This window comes from Terracoccus sp. 273MFTsu3.1 (genome assembly GCF_000383675.1).
Classification (GTDB): Bacteria; Actinomycetota; Actinomycetes; order Actinomycetales; family Dermatophilaceae; genus Terrabacter.
In genome coordinates this window covers 848,237-867,381 of record NZ_KB911821.1, presented here as the reverse complement: position 1 = coordinate 867,381, position 19,145 = coordinate 848,237, and the positions used below count along the sequence as shown (strand labels likewise).

15 protein-coding genes are annotated in these 19,145 nt (G+C 72.1%); 6 read left to right on the top strand and 9 right to left on the bottom strand.

The genetic code is table 11. The features are described 5' to 3' along the window. Nucleotides 1–13: 13 nt before the first annotated feature. Nucleotides 14–1,375 (bottom strand): cation:proton antiporter, encoded by a 1,362-nt coding sequence (locus tag H283_RS0109720; RefSeq protein WP_020143327.1) that lies wholly within the window; start codon nt 1,373–1,375, stop codon nt 14–16. Nucleotides 1,376–1,614: 239 nt separating this feature from the next. On the opposite strand from H283_RS0109720, the gene H283_RS24605 reads away from it, so the two are divergent. Continuing rightward, the gene (locus H283_RS24605; protein ID WP_231372252.1) at nt 1,615–2,370 is read left to right on the top strand and encodes an ANTAR domain-containing protein; all 756 of its coding nucleotides are present in this window, start codon (nt 1,615–1,617) and stop codon (nt 2,368–2,370) included. Between the two features lie 35 nt (nt 2,371–2,405). On the opposite strand, the gene H283_RS24600 is transcribed toward H283_RS24605, so the two are convergent. Beyond that, complete coding sequence (locus tag H283_RS24600) at nt 2,406–3,242, bottom strand: sigma-70 family RNA polymerase sigma factor (RefSeq protein ID WP_020143325.1); 837 nt, start codon at nt 3,240–3,242, stop codon at nt 2,406–2,408. 260 nt (nt 3,243–3,502) lie between these two features. Here H283_RS24600 and H283_RS0109705 point away from each other — a divergent pair, with 260 nt between their 5' ends. Continuing rightward, the gene (locus H283_RS0109705) at nt 3,503–4,375 is read left to right on the top strand and encodes an SDR family oxidoreductase (protein WP_051103604.1); all 873 of its coding nucleotides are present in this window, start codon (nt 3,503–3,505) and stop codon (nt 4,373–4,375) included. An 18-nt stretch (nt 4,376–4,393) separates the two neighbouring features. On the opposite strand, the gene H283_RS0109700 is transcribed toward H283_RS0109705, so the two are convergent. Together H283_RS0109700 and H283_RS0109695 are read right to left on the bottom strand one after the other, a co-directional pair. Continuing rightward, a complete protein-coding gene (locus H283_RS0109700) occupies nt 4,394–4,765 on the bottom strand; it encodes a hypothetical protein (protein WP_020143323.1) in 372 nt (123 codons plus the stop codon). Nucleotides 4,766–4,826: 61 nt separating this feature from the next. Continuing rightward, on the bottom strand, nt 4,827–6,008 hold the full coding sequence (locus H283_RS0109695) for a zinc-dependent alcohol dehydrogenase (protein WP_020143322.1): 1,182 nt from the start codon (nt 6,006–6,008) through the stop codon (nt 4,827–4,829). 76 nt (nt 6,009–6,084) lie between these two features. On the opposite strand from H283_RS0109695, the gene H283_RS0109690 reads away from it, so the two are divergent. Beyond that, nucleotides 6,085–7,038: an SDR family oxidoreductase gene (locus tag H283_RS0109690; protein WP_020143321.1), complete on the top strand. Its 954-nt coding sequence runs from the start codon at nt 6,085–6,087 to the stop codon at nt 7,036–7,038. Nucleotides 7,039–7,106: 68 nt separating this feature from the next. After that, a complete protein-coding gene (locus H283_RS0109685; protein ID WP_028785473.1) occupies nt 7,107–7,376 on the top strand; it encodes a Rho termination factor N-terminal domain-containing protein in 270 nt (89 codons plus the stop codon). 21 nt (nt 7,377–7,397) lie between these two features. Here the strand turns inward: H283_RS0109685 and H283_RS0109680 are convergent, their stop codons facing one another. The 5 genes from H283_RS0109680 to lysX all read right to left on the bottom strand — a co-directional run bounded on the left by H283_RS0109680 (nt 7,398) and on the right by lysX (nt 15,656). After that, nucleotides 7,398–9,080, bottom strand: coding sequence for an alpha-amylase family protein (locus H283_RS0109680; RefSeq protein WP_028785472.1), 1,683 nt, complete (start codon nt 9,078–9,080; stop codon nt 7,398–7,400). A 104-nt stretch (nt 9,081–9,184) separates the two neighbouring features. After that, on the bottom strand, nt 9,185–10,090 hold the full coding sequence (locus H283_RS24595) for a TIGR03885 family FMN-dependent LLM class oxidoreductase (RefSeq protein WP_020143318.1): 906 nt from the start codon (nt 10,088–10,090) through the stop codon (nt 9,185–9,187). A gap of 133 nt (nt 10,091–10,223) precedes the next feature. Beyond that, on the bottom strand, nt 10,224–11,123 hold the full coding sequence (locus H283_RS0109670; protein WP_020143317.1) for an SGNH/GDSL hydrolase family protein: 900 nt from the start codon (nt 11,121–11,123) through the stop codon (nt 10,224–10,226). Between the two features lie 79 nt (nt 11,124–11,202). Beyond that, nucleotides 11,203–12,318, bottom strand: a complete 1,116-nt coding sequence (locus H283_RS0109665; RefSeq protein WP_020143316.1) for an esterase family protein — start codon at nt 12,316–12,318, stop codon at nt 11,203–11,205. After that, on the bottom strand, nt 12,309–15,656 hold the full coding sequence (gene lysX, locus H283_RS0109660) for a bifunctional lysylphosphatidylglycerol synthetase/lysine--tRNA ligase LysX (RefSeq protein WP_020143315.1): 3,348 nt from the start codon (nt 15,654–15,656) through the stop codon (nt 12,309–12,311). The genes H283_RS0109665 and lysX overlap by 10 nt, the downstream gene beginning before the upstream one ends. 246 nt (nt 15,657–15,902) lie before the next feature. Between lysX and H283_RS0109655 the strand changes: the two genes are divergently transcribed. Continuing rightward, nucleotides 15,903–17,426, top strand: a complete 1,524-nt coding sequence (locus H283_RS0109655; protein WP_156023074.1) for an FMN-binding glutamate synthase family protein — start codon at nt 15,903–15,905, stop codon at nt 17,424–17,426. Further along, nucleotides 17,423–19,144, top strand: coding sequence for a thiamine pyrophosphate-dependent enzyme (locus H283_RS0109650; RefSeq protein ID WP_020143313.1), 1,722 nt, complete (start codon nt 17,423–17,425; stop codon nt 19,142–19,144). The genes H283_RS0109655 and H283_RS0109650 overlap by 4 nt, the downstream gene beginning before the upstream one ends. Nucleotide 19,145 lies beyond the last annotated feature (1 nt).

The window sequence follows — 19,145 nt, the reverse complement described above, 5'->3', positions numbered from 1 at the left end:
TGGGCGTATGCCGTCAGGCCGGGCCGGGCGCCCCGGCGCGCTCCCGCCGGCGCTCGAGGTAGCGCATGACAGGGGTGGCGAGCGTGCCGTGGACCATGACCGACAGCAGGATGGTGAAGGCGACGGTCGACCACAGCCACCGCTCGTCGGCGAAGGCGTGCTCACCCGCAGCGAAGGCGAGGTAGTAGAGCGAGCCGATGCCGCGAACCCCGAAGAACGCCGTCGCCAGCGTCTCGCGGCGTCCGAGTCCGCCCGGGAGGTCGGCCGGGCGCGCACGCAGCCGCAGGCTCGCCCATCCGGACAGCGGGCGGACGACGAAGACGAGGGCGACGGCGATGATGACGCCGCGCCAGTCGAGCTCGCCGAGCACGCCCTTGGTCATCGCCATGCCGAGCATGAGCAGGATGATCAGGGTTAGCAGACGCTCGAGCCGCTGGACGACCTCGTGCATCGAGCGGTGGTAGCGGTGGTTGCGCTCGGCCGCCCGCAGGGTCATGCCGCACGCGAAGACCGAGAGGAAGCCGTAGCCGCCGACGAGCTGGCTCAGGCCGTAGGTCATGACGAGCGCCGCGAGGGCGAGCAGGGGTTCGCCCTGCTCGGCGAGTCGCAGCGACCGGCGCGGCGACCGGAAGGCGATCCTGGCCAGGCCCCACCCGACGGCCACGCCGACGAGCACGCCGACGACGACCTTGCCGACGAGGTCCCAGGCCAGCCAGTGCAGGCCCCACGACGAGAAGCTCCCGGCCGACGCGAGGAGCACCGCGGCCGTGACGAAGGGGAACGCGAGCCCGTCGTTGAGACCGGCCTCGGACGTCAGCGCGAAGCGGACGTCGTCCTGCTCGTCGACCGGCTCGCCGAGGGCCTCTCCGTCGTCGGCGCCGTCGTCACCGGCCTCGCCCGCGTGGCCCGAGCCGTCGACCCGCGGACCCTCCACCTGGACGTCGCTGGCGAGCACCGGGTCGGTCGGTGCGAGGGCGGCGCCGAGCAGCAGGGCAGCCGCCGGCGCGACGCCGAGACCCCACCCGAGCAGGGCCACCGACGCGATCGTCAGGGGCATGGCGATGGCGAGCAGCCGCCACGTCGGCGACCACGAGGCCCAGGCGGAGCGGCTGCGCCAGTCGAACGAGCGGTCGATCGCGAGACCGACGCCCATGAGCGCGACGAGGATGGTGAACTCGGTGACGCGCTCGACCTGCGGGCGGATGACGACCGGGTCGAGGCGCATCCCCTCGGGCAGCGGCAGCAGGCCGATGCCCATGCCGAGGAGGAGGAGCACCATCGCGGCCGACACGGCATACCGGTCGAGGACGGCCGGGAGGACGGCCGCGAGGAACATCGCCACACCGGCGATGAGATAGATCAGGTTGATCGACATGACGACATGCGGGAGCTGCTCCTCGGGTGGGCCTCCTGATGACCTACCCGCGACGGTCGCCCTCCGATCGCCGCGACCGGGACACGTCTCGCGCGGACCGGCCCTCGGCGGTCCCTCAGCCGTGGGACGCTGTCCTCCTGGCGCCCGCAAGGGTGCCCGACGACCAGCAGCACCGACCGTGGACCCCTCGCCCGCCGCGTACCGGTCCATTCGGCACGGATCGAAGGTGGGGTGGACCCGTGAGCGTGGACCAGCAGGCCGACGACGTCGTGCGCGAGATCGCCGAGACGTTCGCGAAGCTCGGCTCCGAGCTCGGCTCCCTGGGGCCGGCCGACACGCTCGACGCGGTCGCCCGGATCGCGGTCGAGCGGGTGCCGGGAGCCAAGTGGGCCAGCATCACGAGCTACCAGCACGGCCGCTTCCGGACGGTCGCGGCGACGGACGACCTGGCCCGCCGGGCCGACGCGATCCAGTATGCCGTGGGGTCGGGGCCGTGCCTCGACGCCATCATCGACGACACCCTCTACCGCCCGCGGGACCTGCGGCGCGACGGCCGGTGGCCGGAGTTCGGTGAGAGAGTGTCGCGCGAGCTCGGGATGCGCAGCATGCTCTCGTACCGCCTGGGTCACGAGGTCGGTGACGGCATCGACGGGCTCAACATCTACTCCGACGAGGTCGGCGGCTTCACCGAGCAGTCAGAGCTCGTCGGCCTGATGCTGGCGACGCACGGCGCCCTGGCCGCGGCGCTCTCGGCCCACCAGGAGCAGGTCGAGAACCTCCAGCGGGCGCTGCTGTCGAACCGCGAGATCGGCGTCGCGATGGGGGTGCTCATGACCCGGCACCACGTGACGCGCGACCAGGCGTTCGGGCTGCTGCGGATGGCGAGCCAGAACTCGAACCGCAAGCTGCACGACGTGGCGCTCGAGGTGACCGACACCGGTGCGTTGCCCGCGATCACGGGTGACCGACCCCGGCGGGCGACCACTGCGGACTGACGGCGTCGGCAGCCCCTGCCGTCTCCGCCGGTGACTCAGGAGGCGGTGCCCATCTCCGTGGCGGCCTCGGCGGACGGGGTGGGCGCGACCTGCTCGGCGAGCTGGTCGTGGAGCCGGACGGTGATCCGCCGCAGTGTCCGGGACACCTGCATCTGGCTCACCCCTCGCGCCTCACCGATCTCGCGCTGGGTCATGCCCTCGACGTAGCGCATGAGCAGCAGCTCGCGCTCGTCGTCGTCGAGCTCGGTCAGCGCATCGGCGAGGCAGACGCGGTCGTCCGCCCCGGCGAGGTCGTCGTCGTCCGCGGCGAGGAAGGCCGCGAGGCCGGGGCGCTCCTCGTCCGACGGGCTGCAGTCCAGCGACAGCGGACGGAAGCCGGTGGCTGCCGTGGCCACCTCGCGGACCTCCTCCACCGTCGCGCCGACGGCCTGGGCCAGCTCGGCGTCCGTGGGGGTGGCGCCGAGCTCCTGCTCGAGACGGCCTCGAACGGACTGCAGGTTGGCGCGCAGCTCCTGGAGGCGTCGAGGTGGCCGCACGACCCAGCCGCGGTCGCGGAACCAGCGCTTCAGCTCGCCCGAGATGGTGGGCACGGCGTAGGCGGCGAACGACGGGGCGTGGCCGGGCTCGTAGCGGCGGACGGCCTTGACGAGGGCCAGCCGGGCGACCTGGACGAGGTCGTCGTGCTCGACGCCCCGTCCGTCGTAGCGTCCGGCCATGGAGGCGCAGAGGTCGAGGTAGAGGTGGACGATCTCCTCGACGATCGGCTCGGAGGCTTCCGGTGTGCGGGCGGCGGCGAGGCGGCGGAAGAGCTCGGACGTCTCGGCGTCACGCTCGGCGAACGACAGTCGGGGAGGCTGAAGGTGCTGCGACATGACTCATCTCCGGGTTCCGGTGACGGAGTCGGCGCTGTGATTGGACCGCTCAGACGACTCGACAGTGCCACGCAGCAGCCCCTTCGCGCAACGGGTCCCCGCGGACGCGTCGGGTCTGCGTCGGTTCGGATCGCGCACCCGCTCGTGACGTCGAGCGTCCCGGAGCGCGTCGCCGGACCCGCGGTGGGTAGGAGGAGGGGAGCAGCGAACCCGAAGGAAAGGCACCGACCGTGTCCGAGATCGCCGACCGCGCCGAGAGCATGGTGCGCCACGACGACCAGGGCGGATTTCCCGCCCAGCAGCAGGAACCGCCCGGGCTGACGAGCGAGATGCACCCGGTTCCGGACCACGGGGAGGAGACCTACGTCGGCCATGGCCGTCTCGAGGGCAGACGCGCGCTCATCACCGGTGGGGACTCCGGCATCGGCCGGGCCATCGCGATCGCGTACGCCCGTGAGGGTGCCGACGTCGCGATCAGCTACCTGCCCGCAGAGCAGTCCGACGCCGAGGACACCCTGCGCTGGATCGAGGAGGCCGGCCGCACGGGCGTCCTCGTGCCGGGAGACCTCGTCGAGCGCCAGGCCTGCATGCGGGCGGTCGCCGACGCGGTCCGTGGGCTCGGGGGCCTCGACATCCTCGTCAACAACGCCGGCTACCACTGGGACCGGGGACCCGAGGGGCTCGAGGGGCTCCAGCCGGAGCACGTCGAGCGGGTGATGCGCACCAACCTCTACGCGGTGATCTGGCTGTGCCAGGCAGCACTGCCGCACCTTCGTCCCGGCTCGTCGATCATCAACACGACGTCCATCCAGGCCTACGACCCGTCGCCCGCACTGCTCGACTACGCAGCCACCAAGGCAGCGCTCAACAATCTCACCGTCAATCTCGCGGCGTCCCTCGGCCCCAAGGGGATTCGGGTGAATGCCGTGGCGCCCGGACCGATCTGGACGCCCTTGCAGCCCGCGACGCGGGACAGCAGGAAGATCGAGACGTTCGGTGCCGACACGCCGCTGGGACGCGCCGGTCAGCCGGGTGAGGTCGCTCCGGCATACGTCTTCCTCGCGTCCCCGACGGAGGCCAGCTACGTGTCCGGCACCGTGCTCGGGGTGACGGGTGGCGGAGCCGTCTTCTGAGCCCGGCGGGCTCAGCGGTCAGCCGTCCCGTTCCCAGGGAGCCTCCTCGCCCATCTTCGCGTAGTACTTCGCGAGGTGGCTGCGGACCCGGTCGCGGTCCTTGGCCGGCAGGTCGACCCCGCCGCGTGAGCCCTGCATGACCGCGGCAGCGGCCATGACTCCGCGCGGGACGGCCTTGAGTCGGCCATCGACCACGTCGGCGACGAGAAGCTTGTAGGCCGTGAAGTTCGCCTTGCTCTCCGCGTCGTACCAGACGTGCGCGTCGCGGTACTTCTCGTTCGGTTCGTCCTCGGCGCCGGCCCACGCCCGCACCCGCTTCTCGGCGGCGTCGCCGTCCCACTCCCGGTCGCGGTCCGCGAGGGGAAGGTCCTGGAAGCTCGTCACGCTCATGGATGGGTCTCCTTGTCGGGTGTTCTGTGGCGCGGTGGCGGAAGCCGGTGAGCCCATCGGCTCAGGGGTGCAGGACGACCTTGAGGCACTCGTCCTGCTTCTCCTGGAAGATGCGGTAGAGGTCCGGCGCGTCCGCGAGGCTGCCGTGGTGCGTCGCCAGGCTCTCGAGTCCCAGGACGTCGTCGTCGGCCCGGACGATGTCGAGCAGCTCGTCGCTCCAGCGGCGGACGTGGCACTGGCCCATCCGGATGGTCAGGCCCTTGTCGAAGAGCTCCATCATCGGCATCGGGTCGGCCATGCCCCCGTAGACGCCGCTGATGGACAGGGTGCCGCCACGGCGCACCGCTGCGACCGCGGTGTGCAGGGCCGCGAGCCGGTCGATGCCGAAGCTCTCGATCGCACCCCTGGCGATGGGCTTGGGCAAGCGGCTGGCGCCGGCGATGAGCTTCTCCGAGAACGGGTTCCCGTGGGCCTCCATGCCGACGGCATCGATGACTGCGTCCGGCCCTCGACCGTCGGTCAGGTCCTTGAGGGCCTGCGCCACATCGGTGTCGGACGCATCGATGACCTCGGCGCCGCTGGCCTGGGCCTTCTCGAGGCGATCGGGCACGAGGTCGACGCCGACGACCCGTCCGACGCCGCGGTGCAGTGCCGACCTCACGGCGAGCTGGCCCACCGGGCCCAGCCCCAGCACGGCCAGCGTGTCGTTGCCGTTGACGTCGGCGTACTCCACGGCCTGCCACGCGGTGGGCAGGATGTCTGAGAGGTAGAGGAAGCGCTCGTCGGGCATCTCGTGGGGGATGACGATGGGACCGAAGTCGGCGTGCGGCACCAGGACCCTCTCCGCCTGGCCGCCGGGGACCGAACCGTAGAGACTCGTGTAGCCGAAGAGGCTGGCGCCCTTGCCGGAGTCGGTGTTCTGCGTCGTCTCGCACTGGGCGAACAGACCACGCTGGCACATCCAGCAGCGACCGCACGAGATGTTGAACGGGACGACGACGCGGTCGCCGACGGCGAGGGTGGCGACCCCCGGACCGACCTCCTCGACGATGCCCATGAACTCGTGCCCCAGCACGTCGCCAGGCTCCAGGTACGGCGCGAGCACCCGGTAGAGGTGCAGGTCGGAGCCGCAGATGGCGGTCGAGGTGACCCGCACGACGGCGTCGGTGGTGTGGGCGATGACGGGCTCGGGTACGTCGGTCACACGAACGTCCTCGATGCCGTGCCAGGTCAGAGCCTTCATGGAGCGGACCTACCCACGGTGGCCCACCGGAAACCCGCGTGGGCAGCGAGCAGGTCACACACGTCAGGAGGCGAGCATGAGCCAGACCGACGACACCGACCGCGACCAACCCGTCGCCGTCGTCATCGGTGCCTCGCGCGGGTTGGGCTTCCTCGTCGCGAAGGAGTTGCTGACGCGGGGTCATCGGGTCGTCGTGGCGGCCCGCGACGAGGCGGAGGTCGAGGCTGCCGCCCAGGCTCTGGGCAAGTACGGACCGGTCACGGCGGAGCGCTGTGACGTGCGCGACCGGCACGATGTGGGAGAGCTGGTCGGCCGCGTGGAGCACTCGGTCGGACCCATCGAGGTGCTCGTCACCGTGGCGGGCGTCATCCAGACCGCACCGCTCGAGTCGTTGGCCCTGCACGAGTTCGAGGACGCGATGGACACGATGGCGTGGGGACCGATCCATGCCGCCCTGACGGTCCTGCCGCACATGCGCCGGCGCGGCCGCGGCCACATCGGGACGGTCACCTCGGTCGGCGGGATGGTCTCGCCGCCGCACCTGCTGCCCTACGCAACGGCGAAGTTCGCGGCGGTCGGCTTCTCGGACGGCCTTGCCGCGGCGCTGAGTGGTACCGGCGTGACGGCCACGACGATCGTGCCCGGCCTGATGCGCACGGGCGGCCACCTGCACGCGCGATTCGGCGGAGACCCAGCCGCCGAGTACGCGTGGTTCGCCCCCGCGGCCTCGCTCCCGCTGCTCTCGATCGACGCCGACCGTGCCGCCCGCCGCATCGTCGACGCGGTGGTGGCCGGGAGTCCGATGGTGGTGCTGACGCCCTTGGCCTGGCTCGGGATCCGGGTGCGAGGTCTCGCGCCGGGGACGACGACCCGCGTGCTGGGTCAGATGGGTCGTCTCCTGCCGAGGGCGCCGGCGCGCGCGGGTGCCCGCACCGTTGACGGTGCCGAGGCGCGACGTCGGCTCGGCTCTGGCGTCGTAGACCGGCTGACAGCACTCGGGGACCGCGCGGCACGACGCAACAGGGGTTGAGGCCGCGACGTGTGGGAGCGCCGGGAGGTGGGTAGGCCAGAGGTGAGGAACCCGCAGAAGGAGGCACCATGCCACGCAGGACACCCGGACCCTCGGTGAAGGACCAGCACCTCTACGAGTCGCTCCGCGACGACGGGGCGAGCAAGGAGAAGGCTGCCCGCGTCGCGAACGCGGCGGCCGCGAGCTCTCGCTCCGCCGTCAGCCGCAAGGGTGGCCGGGCCGGCGACTACGAGGACATGACGAAGGACCAGCTGATGAAACGCGCCCGTGAGGTGGGTGTCGAAGGTCGGTCGAGCATGAACAAGTCGCAGCTCATCTCAGCTCTGCGTCACCACTGACGGGCTCGCGGGACGCCCTCCTCAGAGGAGCGGGTCCTCTCCGTCGCGGACGACGAGCAGCCACCTGTAGCCGTACGGCTCGAGGTCGACATCGAGCCGCCCCGAGGCGGTGGCGGCCAGGTCGGGTCGGCCACCGAGCACGTCGACGAGCCGGGCGCCGGCGGGCAGGTCGGCCACGGTGAGGGGCACGACGACCCCCTCCTCGCCGAGGTTGTGCACGGCGAGCATGGCCCAGTCCTCGCAGCGGCTGACGTGGGCCAGGACCGACGCCACCGGGTGGTCGAGCACCTCGACGGTCGCCCACCCGCTCTCGGGCAGCTGTCGGTAGCGACGCGCCAGGCTCCGTACGAACCACCACAGCGAGCCGGGGTCCCGGCGCTGGTCGGCGACGTTGACGTGCTCCGGTCCCCAGACCCCGTCGGGCATGGGTCGGGTGAGACGGCGTGGGGTGGCGGTCGAGAAGCCGCCGCTCGGTGCGGACGTCCACTGCATGGGGGTGCGCACCGCGAGGCGGCCCGGCACGTCGAGGTTCTCGCCCATGCCGATCTCCTCGCCGTAGAAGAGCACCGGCGTGCCGGGCAGGGAGAACATCAGGGAGTACGCGAGCCGCACCCTCCGCTCGTCACCGCTGACCATGGGCGGGAGGCGGCGCCGCAGACCGCGGTCGTAGAGCTGCATGTCAGGGTCGGGCCCGAAGGCGTCGAAGACCTCGTGCCGCTCCTTCTTCGTGAGCTTGTCGAGCGTCAGCTCGTCGTGGTTGCGCACGAAGCTGGCCCACTGGCTCGTGACGTCGAGCGGGGGCCTCTCACGCAGGGCAGCGGCGAGCGGGCCGGCGTCGCCGCGGGCCAGGGAGAGGTAGAAGCGCTGCATCCCGATGAAGTCGAACTGCATGTTGAGCCCGTCCCCGTCGTCGCCGCCGAAGAACCGTCGCTGCTCCGGGTAGGGCAGGTTGACCTCGCCGAGGAGCACGGCGTCGCCCACTCGCCGGGTCACGAAGGACCGGACGTCACCGAGGTAGCGGTCGGGGTTGAAGGCGTCGGCGTCGTCGACGCCGGGCACGCCGTCACGGGCGAAGAGGAACGGCACGGCATCGACCCGGAACCCGGACACACCGAGCGCGAGCCAGAAGCCGAGGGTCCTTGAGATCTCCTCCTGGACAGCCGGATTCGCGACGTTGAGGTCCGGCTGGTGCTTGTAGAAGTGATGCAGGTAGTAGTCGCCCGTCCGATCGTCCCGCTCCCAGATGCTGTCCTCCTCGTCCGGGAAGACGACGTCCTTCGCGCTCGACCGCGGCTTCGTCCGGCTCCACACGTAGTAGTCGCGGTACGGGTCCTCGCGGCTGCGTCGGGCGGACTTGAACCAGGGGTGCTGGTCGGAGGTGTGGTTCATGACGAAGTCGACGATGATCCGGATGCCGTGGGCGCGCGCGGTGCGCACGAGCTCGACGAAGTCGCCCAGGGTGCCGAGCCGGGGGTCGACGCCGAAGAAGTCGGTGATGTCGTAGCCGTCGTCCTTGCGGGCGGTCGGGTAGAAGGGCATCAGCCAGAGGCAGGTCACCCCGAGGTCGGCGAGGTACTCGATGCGGTCGGTCATCCCGCGCAGGTCGCCCACGCCGTCGCCGTCGGAGTCCTGGAACGTCTCGATGTCGGCGCAGTAGAGGACGGCGTTCTTCCACCACACGTCGCCCGTGTCGCTCATCCTCATCGATCCGTCTCCCGTGCGTCCTGGCGCGAGGAACCTTGCGCCGCGGGGCTGGTCACCGACAGCTGAGGCAGCACGGAGGTGCCGAACGCGTCGACGAAGGGTGCCTAGTGCTGGCCGACGAAGTGCACGTAGAGCTCGTCCCAGCCCATGTCGGCGAAGTCCTGGAGCCACTGTGCGTGTCGGTCGAGGTCGGCCGAGACGAGGACCGAGCCCCGGACCTGGTCCGGCGAGACCGTCTCTCCGATGAGGTCGAAGGCCTCGACCGTCTCGGTGTCCCAGGCGACGGGCGGGCCGAGCACGTTGCTGCGCCACTGGTCGTGGGCGACGTGCAGTGCCTCCTCCTCCGTGGCGGCCCAGCTCACGTGCACCTGCAGGCGGGCGGGACCGCGTCCGCCGGCGTCGCGGTAGGCCGCCAGGACCCTGCGCAGCGTCTCGGGTGGCTGGTTCACCGTGATGAGGCCGTCGGCCCAACCGGCGTGACGCGCGGCAGTCTCTGCGGTCACCGCCGGGCCGACGAGGTCGGGAACGGGATCCGGCAGCGTCCAGAGTCGCGCCCGGTTGACCGCGACGAGCCCGTCGTGGCTGACCTCCTCTCCGGCGAGGAGCCGTCGGATCACGTCGACGCACTCGACGAGGCGCGCGTCCCGGACCTCCTTGCGCGGCCACACGGCACCGGTCACCCGTTCGTTCGAGGCCTCGCCCGACCCCAGCGCGGCCCAGAAGCGTCCGGGGAACATCTGCCCGAGCGTCGCGATGGACTGGGCGGTGACGGCGGGGTGGTAGCGCTGCCCCGGAGCCGTGACGACGCCGAACGGCAGGGAGGTCGTGGCGAGGGCCGCGCCGAGCCAGCTCCACGCGTACCCGGACTCGCCCTGGCGGCTGCTCCACGGCGAGATGTGGTCGGACGACATGGCCGCGGTGAAGCCGGCGTCCTGCGCCGAGCGGACGTCCCGGAGCAGCTGGGCGGGGTCGATCTGCTCGTGCGAGCAGTGGAAGCCGATGACGGTCATGCCTCCCCACGCAACCGCACCCGAGGGCGCGCCGTCAACGCCCCGCGGACCGGCGTGATTGCGGCTGTCGGGATCTCGACGGAGTGGGTATGAGGCAGGATCCTGTCGGTCCGGGCGCGTGCCCGGCGACCCCTCAGGACGCCCCACGCCAGGCCGCGACCGCCCCCGCCGTGGCGAGCTCGTTGACGACGGCGGTCGACAGGAGGGTGTGGCCGCTCGCGTTCGGGTGGTCACCGTCGTCGAGGAGGTCACCCGTCGGGTCCCGGCTGCCCGCGGTGCCCTTGAGCGGGCTGTACGCGTCCACGTAGACCGCGCCCGTCGTGGCAGCCACCTGGTGGACCGTGTCGTTGACCAGGCGGGTGAGCTCGTCGCTGCCGAGCACGAAGTCCTCGCCGAGAGCCCGGCCGACCGAGCCGTCGACGGTGACGTTCCAGTAGCCGAGCAGGGCGATGCGCAGGTCCGGACGGTGGTCGACGCGACGGATCGCCGCGATGATCCGGGTCAGGCCGTCGCGCAGGCCGGCGATCGTGGCGGTCCAGCAGTCCGACCCGGCGGCCGGGAAGCAGCCCTGGTCGTCGACCCGGTCGAGGTCGAAGTCGTTGGCCCCCACCTCGACGAGGACGAGGTCGGCGTTCGCGAGGTGGTCGCGGGTGGACGAGGAGCCGAGGTCGTCCTCGACGTCCGCCGTGGTCCAGCCGCCGTTCGCGTCGTTGTGCACCACCCAGCTCCGGTGGGTCAGCGCGCCGAGCCGCTGACCGACCTGTTCGACGTAGCCGGTGCAGCCGCACGTCTCGGCCGATGGCACGGAGTCCCCGAGTCCCACGAGCGTCAGCGGTCCGGACGGCGTCGTCTCGGAGGCCGACGGCGTCACGGGAGCCGGGGCCACCGTCGTGGCAGACGTCGCCGGCGCCGCGCCGGAACCGCCCAGCAGGGTCGATGGTCCGAGCCCGGGCACCACGCCGCTCAGGCCGAGGGCGGCGAGGACGGCCAGGCCGAGCAGCGCCGCGACGAGGTGGCGAGGTCGCGCGCGCACCCTGCGCCCTCGCCCCCGCCGCCGACGGCGTCCCGGCGGCCCGTCAGCGTCCCGGCCCGACGGCATACGTCCCCTGACCTCAGGCACGGAAGCCCGGCAGGGTCTGGGCCAGCCACGCGAGGGCGGCCGGGACGTAGGGAGTGAACACCGAGTCCCGGTGGCCACCGTGGGCGAGGACCGTGCCCGTCACGTCGAGCGGGCTCCGGGCGACGCTGAGGAACTTCGACGTCGTGGGGTAGGACAACGGGTCCTCGCGAGACGTGAGGACCCACATCGCCACGGGCGGCGGCGCGGCGTGCGCCATCGTGACGAGGTCGTAGCCGCGCTGGGTCGCCGTCGTCAGCGGGTCGTAGGCGGCGCTGAAGTCGGGACGGAAGTAGCCGAGGAGCACGACCGCGGCGCCGAAGACGTCGGGGTGGCGCATCGACAGCGACGCCGCGCACCAGGCGCCGTAGGAGTAGCCGAGCGTGGCCCACGACGTCCGAGCCAGCCTGACCCGGAAGTGGTGCGCGGTCCACGCCGGGATGTCGTGCGCGAGCCACGTGTCCGTCTGCGGCTGTCCGACCCCGCCGTTGACGCACTCGGTGTCGAGGCTCGCCGGGGTGTCGATGCGAGGGACGACGACGATCGAGGGGGCCAGCCGGTGCTCGGCGGTGAGGGCGTCGACGGAGCTGAGGAAGTCGAGCTTGAGGAAGCCCTTCGGCCCGCTCGGGAAGCCGTGCAGGCCGAGGATCACCGGATAGGTGCGCGAGGACCTCGGGTCGTAGCCGACGGGCAGGTGGACGTAGACCTGGCCCTCGGCGTCCGACCGAGTGTCGACGACCGTGTAGGTCTGCAGCCGCGAGCCCGGCTGCGGTAGGGGCGGCAGCACGGCCGGGGTCGTGACGCCGCGGAGGCCGGGACCGGCCACGGCGGCCGTGACGACCTCGGGGCTCGTCCCGCCGTGGTGCACCTGGACCGACGTCGAGCGGGAGCCGAAGAGGTCGCCCCAGCTGGAGTAGAAGAGGTACTGGTCGTTCAGCGCGGCGCCTGCGAGAGCGAGGACGAGGACGTTGAGCAGCACGACCTGCACGCCTCGGACGACGCCGCGCGCGATGCCCGAGCCCCACCGGGGCAGGCCGGCGACGACCAGTCCGAAGACGACGAGCGCGAGCCCGGAGAGCAGGACGATGGGGCCGGGATCGGTCAGCTCCATGCGGGGCTCGTCTCGCGGTCGGCCCGGCGCGTGCTCATCGGACGCACGAACGGGAAGGTCAGCACCGAGCGGATCGAGCTGTGGGTCAGCAGCATGACGAGCCGGTCGACACCGATCCCGAGGCCTCCGCTGGGTGGCATCCCCAGCTCGAGGGCGTGGAGGAAGTCCTCGTCGACCTCCATCGCCTCCGGGTCTCCTGCGGCCGCCTTGAGCGACTGCTCGGTGAGCCGCGCCCGCTGGTCGACGGGGTCGGTCAGCTCGCTGTATGCCGTGCCGACCTCCATCCCCGCCACGACGAGGTCCCAGCGCTCGACGAGCCCGGGCTCCGTCCGGTGCGGCCGGGTCAGGGGCGAGGTCTCGACGGGGAAGTCGGTGTAGAAGGTGGGCAGCACCGTGACCGGCTCGACGAGCTCGGCGTAGAGCTCCTCGATGAGGGCCCCGGCGCCCATCTCGGGGCGCACCGTGATGCCGTGGACCTCGGCGAGGCCGAGCAGCACGTCGATGTCGGTGTCGACGGTGACCCGCTGTCCGACCGCGTCGGAGACCGCGTCGAGGACCGTCACCACCGGCCACTCGCCGCTGATGTCGACGAGGTCGACACCCTGCCTGCTGTCGTCGTCGGGCCCCTCGCGTCCGGGACTGGGGACGGGGAGCGGGATGACCTCCCGGCCGTGGACGGTGCGTGCGGCCTCACGGACGAGTCGCTCGGTGAGGTGGCGCATCGTCGTGTAGTCGGCGTGCGGCTGGTAGACCTCGAGCGAGGTGAACTCCGGGTTGTGGGTGGCGTCCGCCCCCTCGTTGCGGAAGTTGCGACCGAGCTCGAAGACGGGACCGAGCCCGGCGACGAGGAGCCGTTTGAGGTGCAGCTCGGGCGCGATCCGTAGCGACAGGTCGACGCCGTACGCGTTGATGAACGTCCGGAACGGGCGCGCGCTCGCGCCGCCGTGAGTCGTGTGCAGCATCGGGGTCTCCACCTCCAGGAAGCCGGCGTCGCCGAGCGTCCTCCGGATCGATCCGACGACCGCCGAGCGGCGCCGGAGCAGCTCGACGTCGCGCGGGTGGACGAGCAGGTCGGTCGAGCGCCGGCGCGCCCGGGCGGCCGGGTCCTCGAAGGCCCGGAAGGGAAGGGGATGCAGGCACTTGGCCTCCATCCGCCAGTCGTCGGCGAGCAGGCTCGGGGTGCCGGTGCGGGAGCGGCCCGGCGTGCCGCCGACGCGAACGAGGTCGCCGACGTCGACGTACGAGGTGAGCCGGTCGAGGCAGGTCCGCCCGAGGCGGGCAGCGTCGAGGACCACCTGGAGCCGTGCCTCCCCGTCGACGAGGGTGACGAAGGCGACGCCGCCGTGGTCGCGAACCTCCCGCACCCGTCCTACGACGGACACGGGACGGGGGACCTCCCAGGCGTCGGGCCCGAGGGCCGCGATCGGTGTCGTCGTGACGGACGCCGCGCCGACCGGGTAGGCCTCGATCCCGGCCTCGCGCATCCGGTCCAGCGCGGCGGCGCGGTGGCGGAACTGGTCGGACCGGCGCGGTCCGAGCGCCTCGACGTCGACGGCCTGTGCGCTGACCTCGGCCACCCTCGCGAGGTGCTCGGCGTCGAGCTCGGTGGGCACGGAGCGGATCGACGGGTGACGCACGAAGCCCTCAGCCGCACCGGCGGCGAGCGCGACCTGCGGGAGGGACACGGCGTCGTCGTAGCAGAGGAAGCGCGGCTGCCACGCCGGCTCGTACTTCTCGTTGGCCCGGTAGAGGCGCTCGAGCTGCCAGACGCGGTCGAAGAAGCCGAGGACCGACGCACCCACGCGTGTCAGCGACCGGGACCCGAGGCGCTCGGCGTCCTCGAACACGGAGCGGAACATGCAGAAGTTGAGCGAGACCCGTGCCAGGCCCAGCTGGCGGGCGTGAGCCAGCAGCTCGCTCACCATGAGCTCCGTGACGCCGTTGGGGGCGTCGGGGGAGCGCCGCATGACGTCGAGCGAGACGCCTGTGCGGCCCCACGGCACGAGGGAGAGCACGCCGACGAGCGACCCGTCGGCGGCGTGGGCGGTCACGTGCAGGACGTCCCCGTCGGCGGCGTCACCGCCGCGCCCGAGGGCCATCGAGAAGCCGCGGTCGGTCTCGCCCCCGCGCCACGCCTCGGCGCGGTCGGTGATCTCGGCGACCTCGTCGGCCCGCAGCTCGCGCTGGCGACGGACACGGACCTCGAGTCCGGCTCGGGCCGCCCGCGCCACGGCGTGCCGGACCGGTGAGAGCGAGGCCCTCCGGAGGTCGAAGCGCGCGGGGTCGAGGATCGCCTCGTCGCCGAGGAGCAGCACCCGCATTCCCCCGGTGGCGGCGTACGCCCGGGCGCCACGCTCGCTCGCGCCGAGCACGGCCGGCACCCAGCCGAACTCGCGGGCCTCGGCCCGCCATGCCTCGATGGCCGGCTGCCAGCTGTCCGGGTGTCCGACCGGGTCGGCGCTGGCCAGGGAGACCCCGGCGACGACCCGGTAGGTCACGGCGGCCCGACCGTCGGGGGAGAAGACGGAGGCCTTGTCGCGGCGCGTCGCGAAGTAGCCGAGGGAGTCCTCGGACCCGTGGCGGGCGAGGAGGCCGCGGAGGGCCACCTCGCGGTCCGGCGACCAGCGGCTGCGTGGGCGGGCCGAGGCGAGGAAGAGGGTGACGGCCGCGAGGATCGTCAGGCCGGCGCAGACCGCCACGACGTCGACGACCCAGGGTGGGACGAGCTCGAGGGTGCGGCGGCTCACGCCCCCGAAGACGGCGAACACGGTGTCGAGCAGGGGGTCGACCTGGGAGCGGGGAGCGCCGACGGCGCCGAGGAGCAGCCAGGCCACCCCCAGCGTCACGGCGGAACCGACGGCGAGCGCGGCGAACGCGAGGCCCCACGAGCCCCGCTGGAGCCGCCCGGTGAACTCGTGACGGATCCGCCAGAGCCACCACAGGGCCAGGACTGCGACGAGGGTCGACACGATGTCGAGTCCTCGCCCGAGCTCGCCGCGGCTCACCCACATCTCGGTCCGCGGGAGCCGTGCGGCCGGCACGAGCGCCACGAACCCGACGTAGATGCCGAGGACCTGGAAGACGGCGACGAACCACAGCCCGATCCGCTTGCGGCCCAGCAGAGCTCGGGTGGCCAGGGCGAGGGCGACCACCGACACGAAGGTCGGGGCCACCGGCACGTTGAGGAGGCCGAAGATGCCCTCGGCGAGGAACGGGTGCGGTCGACGTCGGGCCAGCAGGGTGAGCAGCAGCGCGACGAGGGTGGCGAGCGCGTAGAGGCCGGTGAGCAGTCGCGCGGGACGGTGCGAGGCCGGCGCCCGCAAGGTTCGGGTGCCCATGACGCAGACGATCCACCCGCCCGCTGGACGGTCGCTGGGCGTTGCCTGCGAGCGGTCCCACAGCGCGCGCCCAGCCCGCGCCCAGTCTCCTGCGGGGTCGGCCGGCTCAGGAACCTCTCAGGTAGGCGGTCCACCGTCGCGGGTAGGTCGCGGGTGGACGCGAACGTCGGAGTGCCCGTCCCGTGCGGGCACCCGGGGCGAACGAGCACGGGCCGCGCAGGCGGCACGTCGGGCGAGGAGGCTGTCGTGGGTCGAAGCAGGTGGGTGGTCGGCGGAGCCGGGGCAGGTGCGGTCGGACTCGCGGCCTGGGACCTCCTCCAGCGCAAGCACACGATCCTGCGGCGCTATCCCGTCGTCGGACACCTGCGCTACCTCCTCGAGGACATCCGGCCCGAGCTCCAGCAGTACTTCATCGAGCGGGACTGGGACGGCCGTCCCTTCGACCGCGACACGAGGTCGGTCGTCTACGAGCGGGCCAAGGGCATCCACGGCGAGCGCCCGTTCGGCACCGAGCTCGACGTCAACGAGGTCGGCTACGAGTACCTCGTGCACTCCGCCGCGCCGGCCGACCCACCCGACGAGCCGGCCCGCGTCGTGGTCGGAGGCCCCGACTGCTCGAGGCCCTACTCCATGGCGCTGCTCAACGTCTCGGCGATGAGCTTCGGTGCCCTGTCCGCCAACGCGATCCGCGCGCTCAACAAGGGTGCTGCCCTCGGCGGCTTCGCCCACGACACCGGCGAGGGTGGACTGTCGCCCTACCACCTCGAACACGGCGGCGACATCGTCTGGGAGATCGGCACCGGCTACTTCGGTGCGCGCACCAAGGACGGTGACTTCGACCCGGCGACCTTCTCGGACAAGGCGTCCGGTGACTCGGTCAAGTGCGTCTCCCTCAAGCTGAGCCAGGGCGCCAAGCCCGGCATCGGCGGAGTGCTGCCGGGGGCGAAGGTGACGAAGGAGATCGCCGACATCAGGCAGGTGCCGCAGGGGGAGAAGTGCGTCAGCCCGTCGAGCCACCGCGTCTTCCACACGCCGGTGGAGCTCATCGAGTTCATCGGCCGCATGCGTGAGCTGGCCGGCGGAAAGCCGGCCGGATTCAAGCTCTGCGTCGGCTCCCGCGTCGACGTCCTCGCCATCTGCAAGGCGATGCTCGAGGTCGGCACGACGCCGGACTTCATCGTCGTCGACGGCTCCGAGGGTGGCACCGGTGCTGCGCCGCTGGAGTTCGAGGACCACGTCGGGATGCCCCTCACCCACGGCCTCATGACCGTGCACAACGCGCTCGTCGGCGTCGGCCTGCGTGACCGCGTGCGCATCGGCGCGAGCGGCAAGGTCGCGGCGGGCAACGACATCGTCAAGCGCGTCATCCAGGGCGCGGACTACACCAACTCGGCACGCGCCATGATGATGGCCGCCGGCTGCATCCAGGCCCAGCGCTGTCACACCGACAAGTGCCCGAGCGGCGTCGCCACCCAGAACCCGCGCCGCGCGCGGGCGCTCGACGTCGGCGACAAGAGCGAGCGCGTCCACCGCTACCAGCAGGCCACGGTCGACGAGGCGATGCGGATCATGGCGGCCATGGGCGTCACCGATCCCTCGCGCCTGACGCCCCACCACCTGCGGCTCAACGTGTCGGCGACGAGGAACCAGTCCTACGCCGAGCTCTACGACTGGCTCGAGCCGGGGCAGCTGCTGGCCGAGCCTCCACGGGACTGGGCCCATGACTGGGCCTCGGCGAGCGCCGACCACTTCGGCGGGAGGCAGTCATGACCACCGTCGCCGAGCACATCATCACCTCGTTGGCGGACGCCGGTGTGACGCAGGTCTGGGGCGTCGTCGGCGACGCCCTCAACCCGCTGACCGACGCCATCCGCACGGAGGAGCGAATCGAGTGGGTCGGGGTGCGCCACGAGGAGGTGGCAGCCTTCGCCGTCAGTGCCCAGGCGCAGCTGACCGGCACGCTCGGGGTGTGCATGGGCACGGTGGGACCGGGGTCGATCCACCTGCTCAACGGGCTCTACGACGCGAAGAAGTCGCATGCGCCGGTTCTCGCCATCTGCGGCCAGGTGCCGAGCCCCGAGATCGGCACTGACTTCTTCCAGGAGGTCGACAACAACGCCCTCTTCGCCGACGTCTCGGTGTGGTCCCAGACGCTGACCTCACCGGGGCAGCTGCCCTACCTGCTCGAGCAGGCCGTCAACGCGGCTCAGTCGATGCGCGGCGTCGCCGTGCTGACGTTGCCGGGCGACGTCGGCGACCTCGCGCTCGACAAGGGCGTGCGTCCCGCGACGTTCGCACCGGCTGCCGTGCCGGCGCCCGCACCGAGCGCGCAGGTCGAGGCCGCCGTCACCGCCCTCGCCGGTGACGCCACCGTGACGCTCCTCGTCGGGTGCGGTGCGCGCGAGGCCCGTGCGCAGGTGCTCGAGCTGGCCGACGTCCTCGCGGCCCCGATGGTGCTGACGCTCAAGGCGAAGGAGGGCCTCGAGCACGACAACCCCTTCGAGGTCGGCCAGTCCGGTCTCATCGGCAACCCCGCCGCCGCCAAGGCGATGGACGACTGCGAGGTGCTCGTCCTCGTCGGCACCGACTTCCCCTACCGCGACTGGTATCCCACCGGCAAGACCGTGATCCAGCTCGACGCACGAGGGGAGCACGTCGGCCGGCGCACCCCCGTCCAGCACGCCCTCGTCGGCGACGCCGCGTCGACGCTGGACGAGCTCGTGCCGCGCCTCCGCCGACGCGAGGACCGCGGGCACCTCGAGAGCGCGCGCACGGCATACCAGAGCTGGCACGAGCGTCAGCGCTCGTTGCTCGACCCGGACCACGACCGCACGCTCCTCGGGCGCGCCCGAGCCGTCCTCGACAACCCCGACGAGCGCATCCGGCCGGAGGCGTTGGCGGCCGCCGTCGACCGGCTGGCGCCCGACACGACGATCTTCACGAGCGACACCGGCATGTCCACCGCGTGGCTCGCCAGGTTCGTGACGATGCGTGGCACGCGTCGGCTCGTCGGCTCCTACAACCTCGGCTCGATGGCCAACGCGATGCCGATGGCCCTCGGGGCGCAGGCGCTCGACCGCACCCGGCCGGTCGTGGCCTTCGCCGGCGACGGTGGACTGATGATGCTGCTCGGCGACCTGCGCACCGCGGTGACCTATCGCCTGCCCGTCGTCGTCGTGGTCTTCGACAACGGCCGGCTCGGCATGGTCAAGCTCGAGCAGGAGCAAGGTGGCCTGCCGGAGTTCGGGACCGAGCTCGACAACCCCGACCTCGCAGCCGTCGCCGCAGCCATGGGTCTGACGAGCCGTCGGGTCACCGAGGCCGACGAGCTCGACGACGCCGTCACGTGGGCCCTCGCCGCAGACGGCCCCGTGCTGCTCGACGTCGTGACCAACCCCGACGAGGTCGCGATCCCGCCCAAGCCCAAGCTCGCCCAGGGCTGGGGCTTCGCCATCGCCAAGGCCAAGGAGGCCGTGGAGAGCAGGTAGC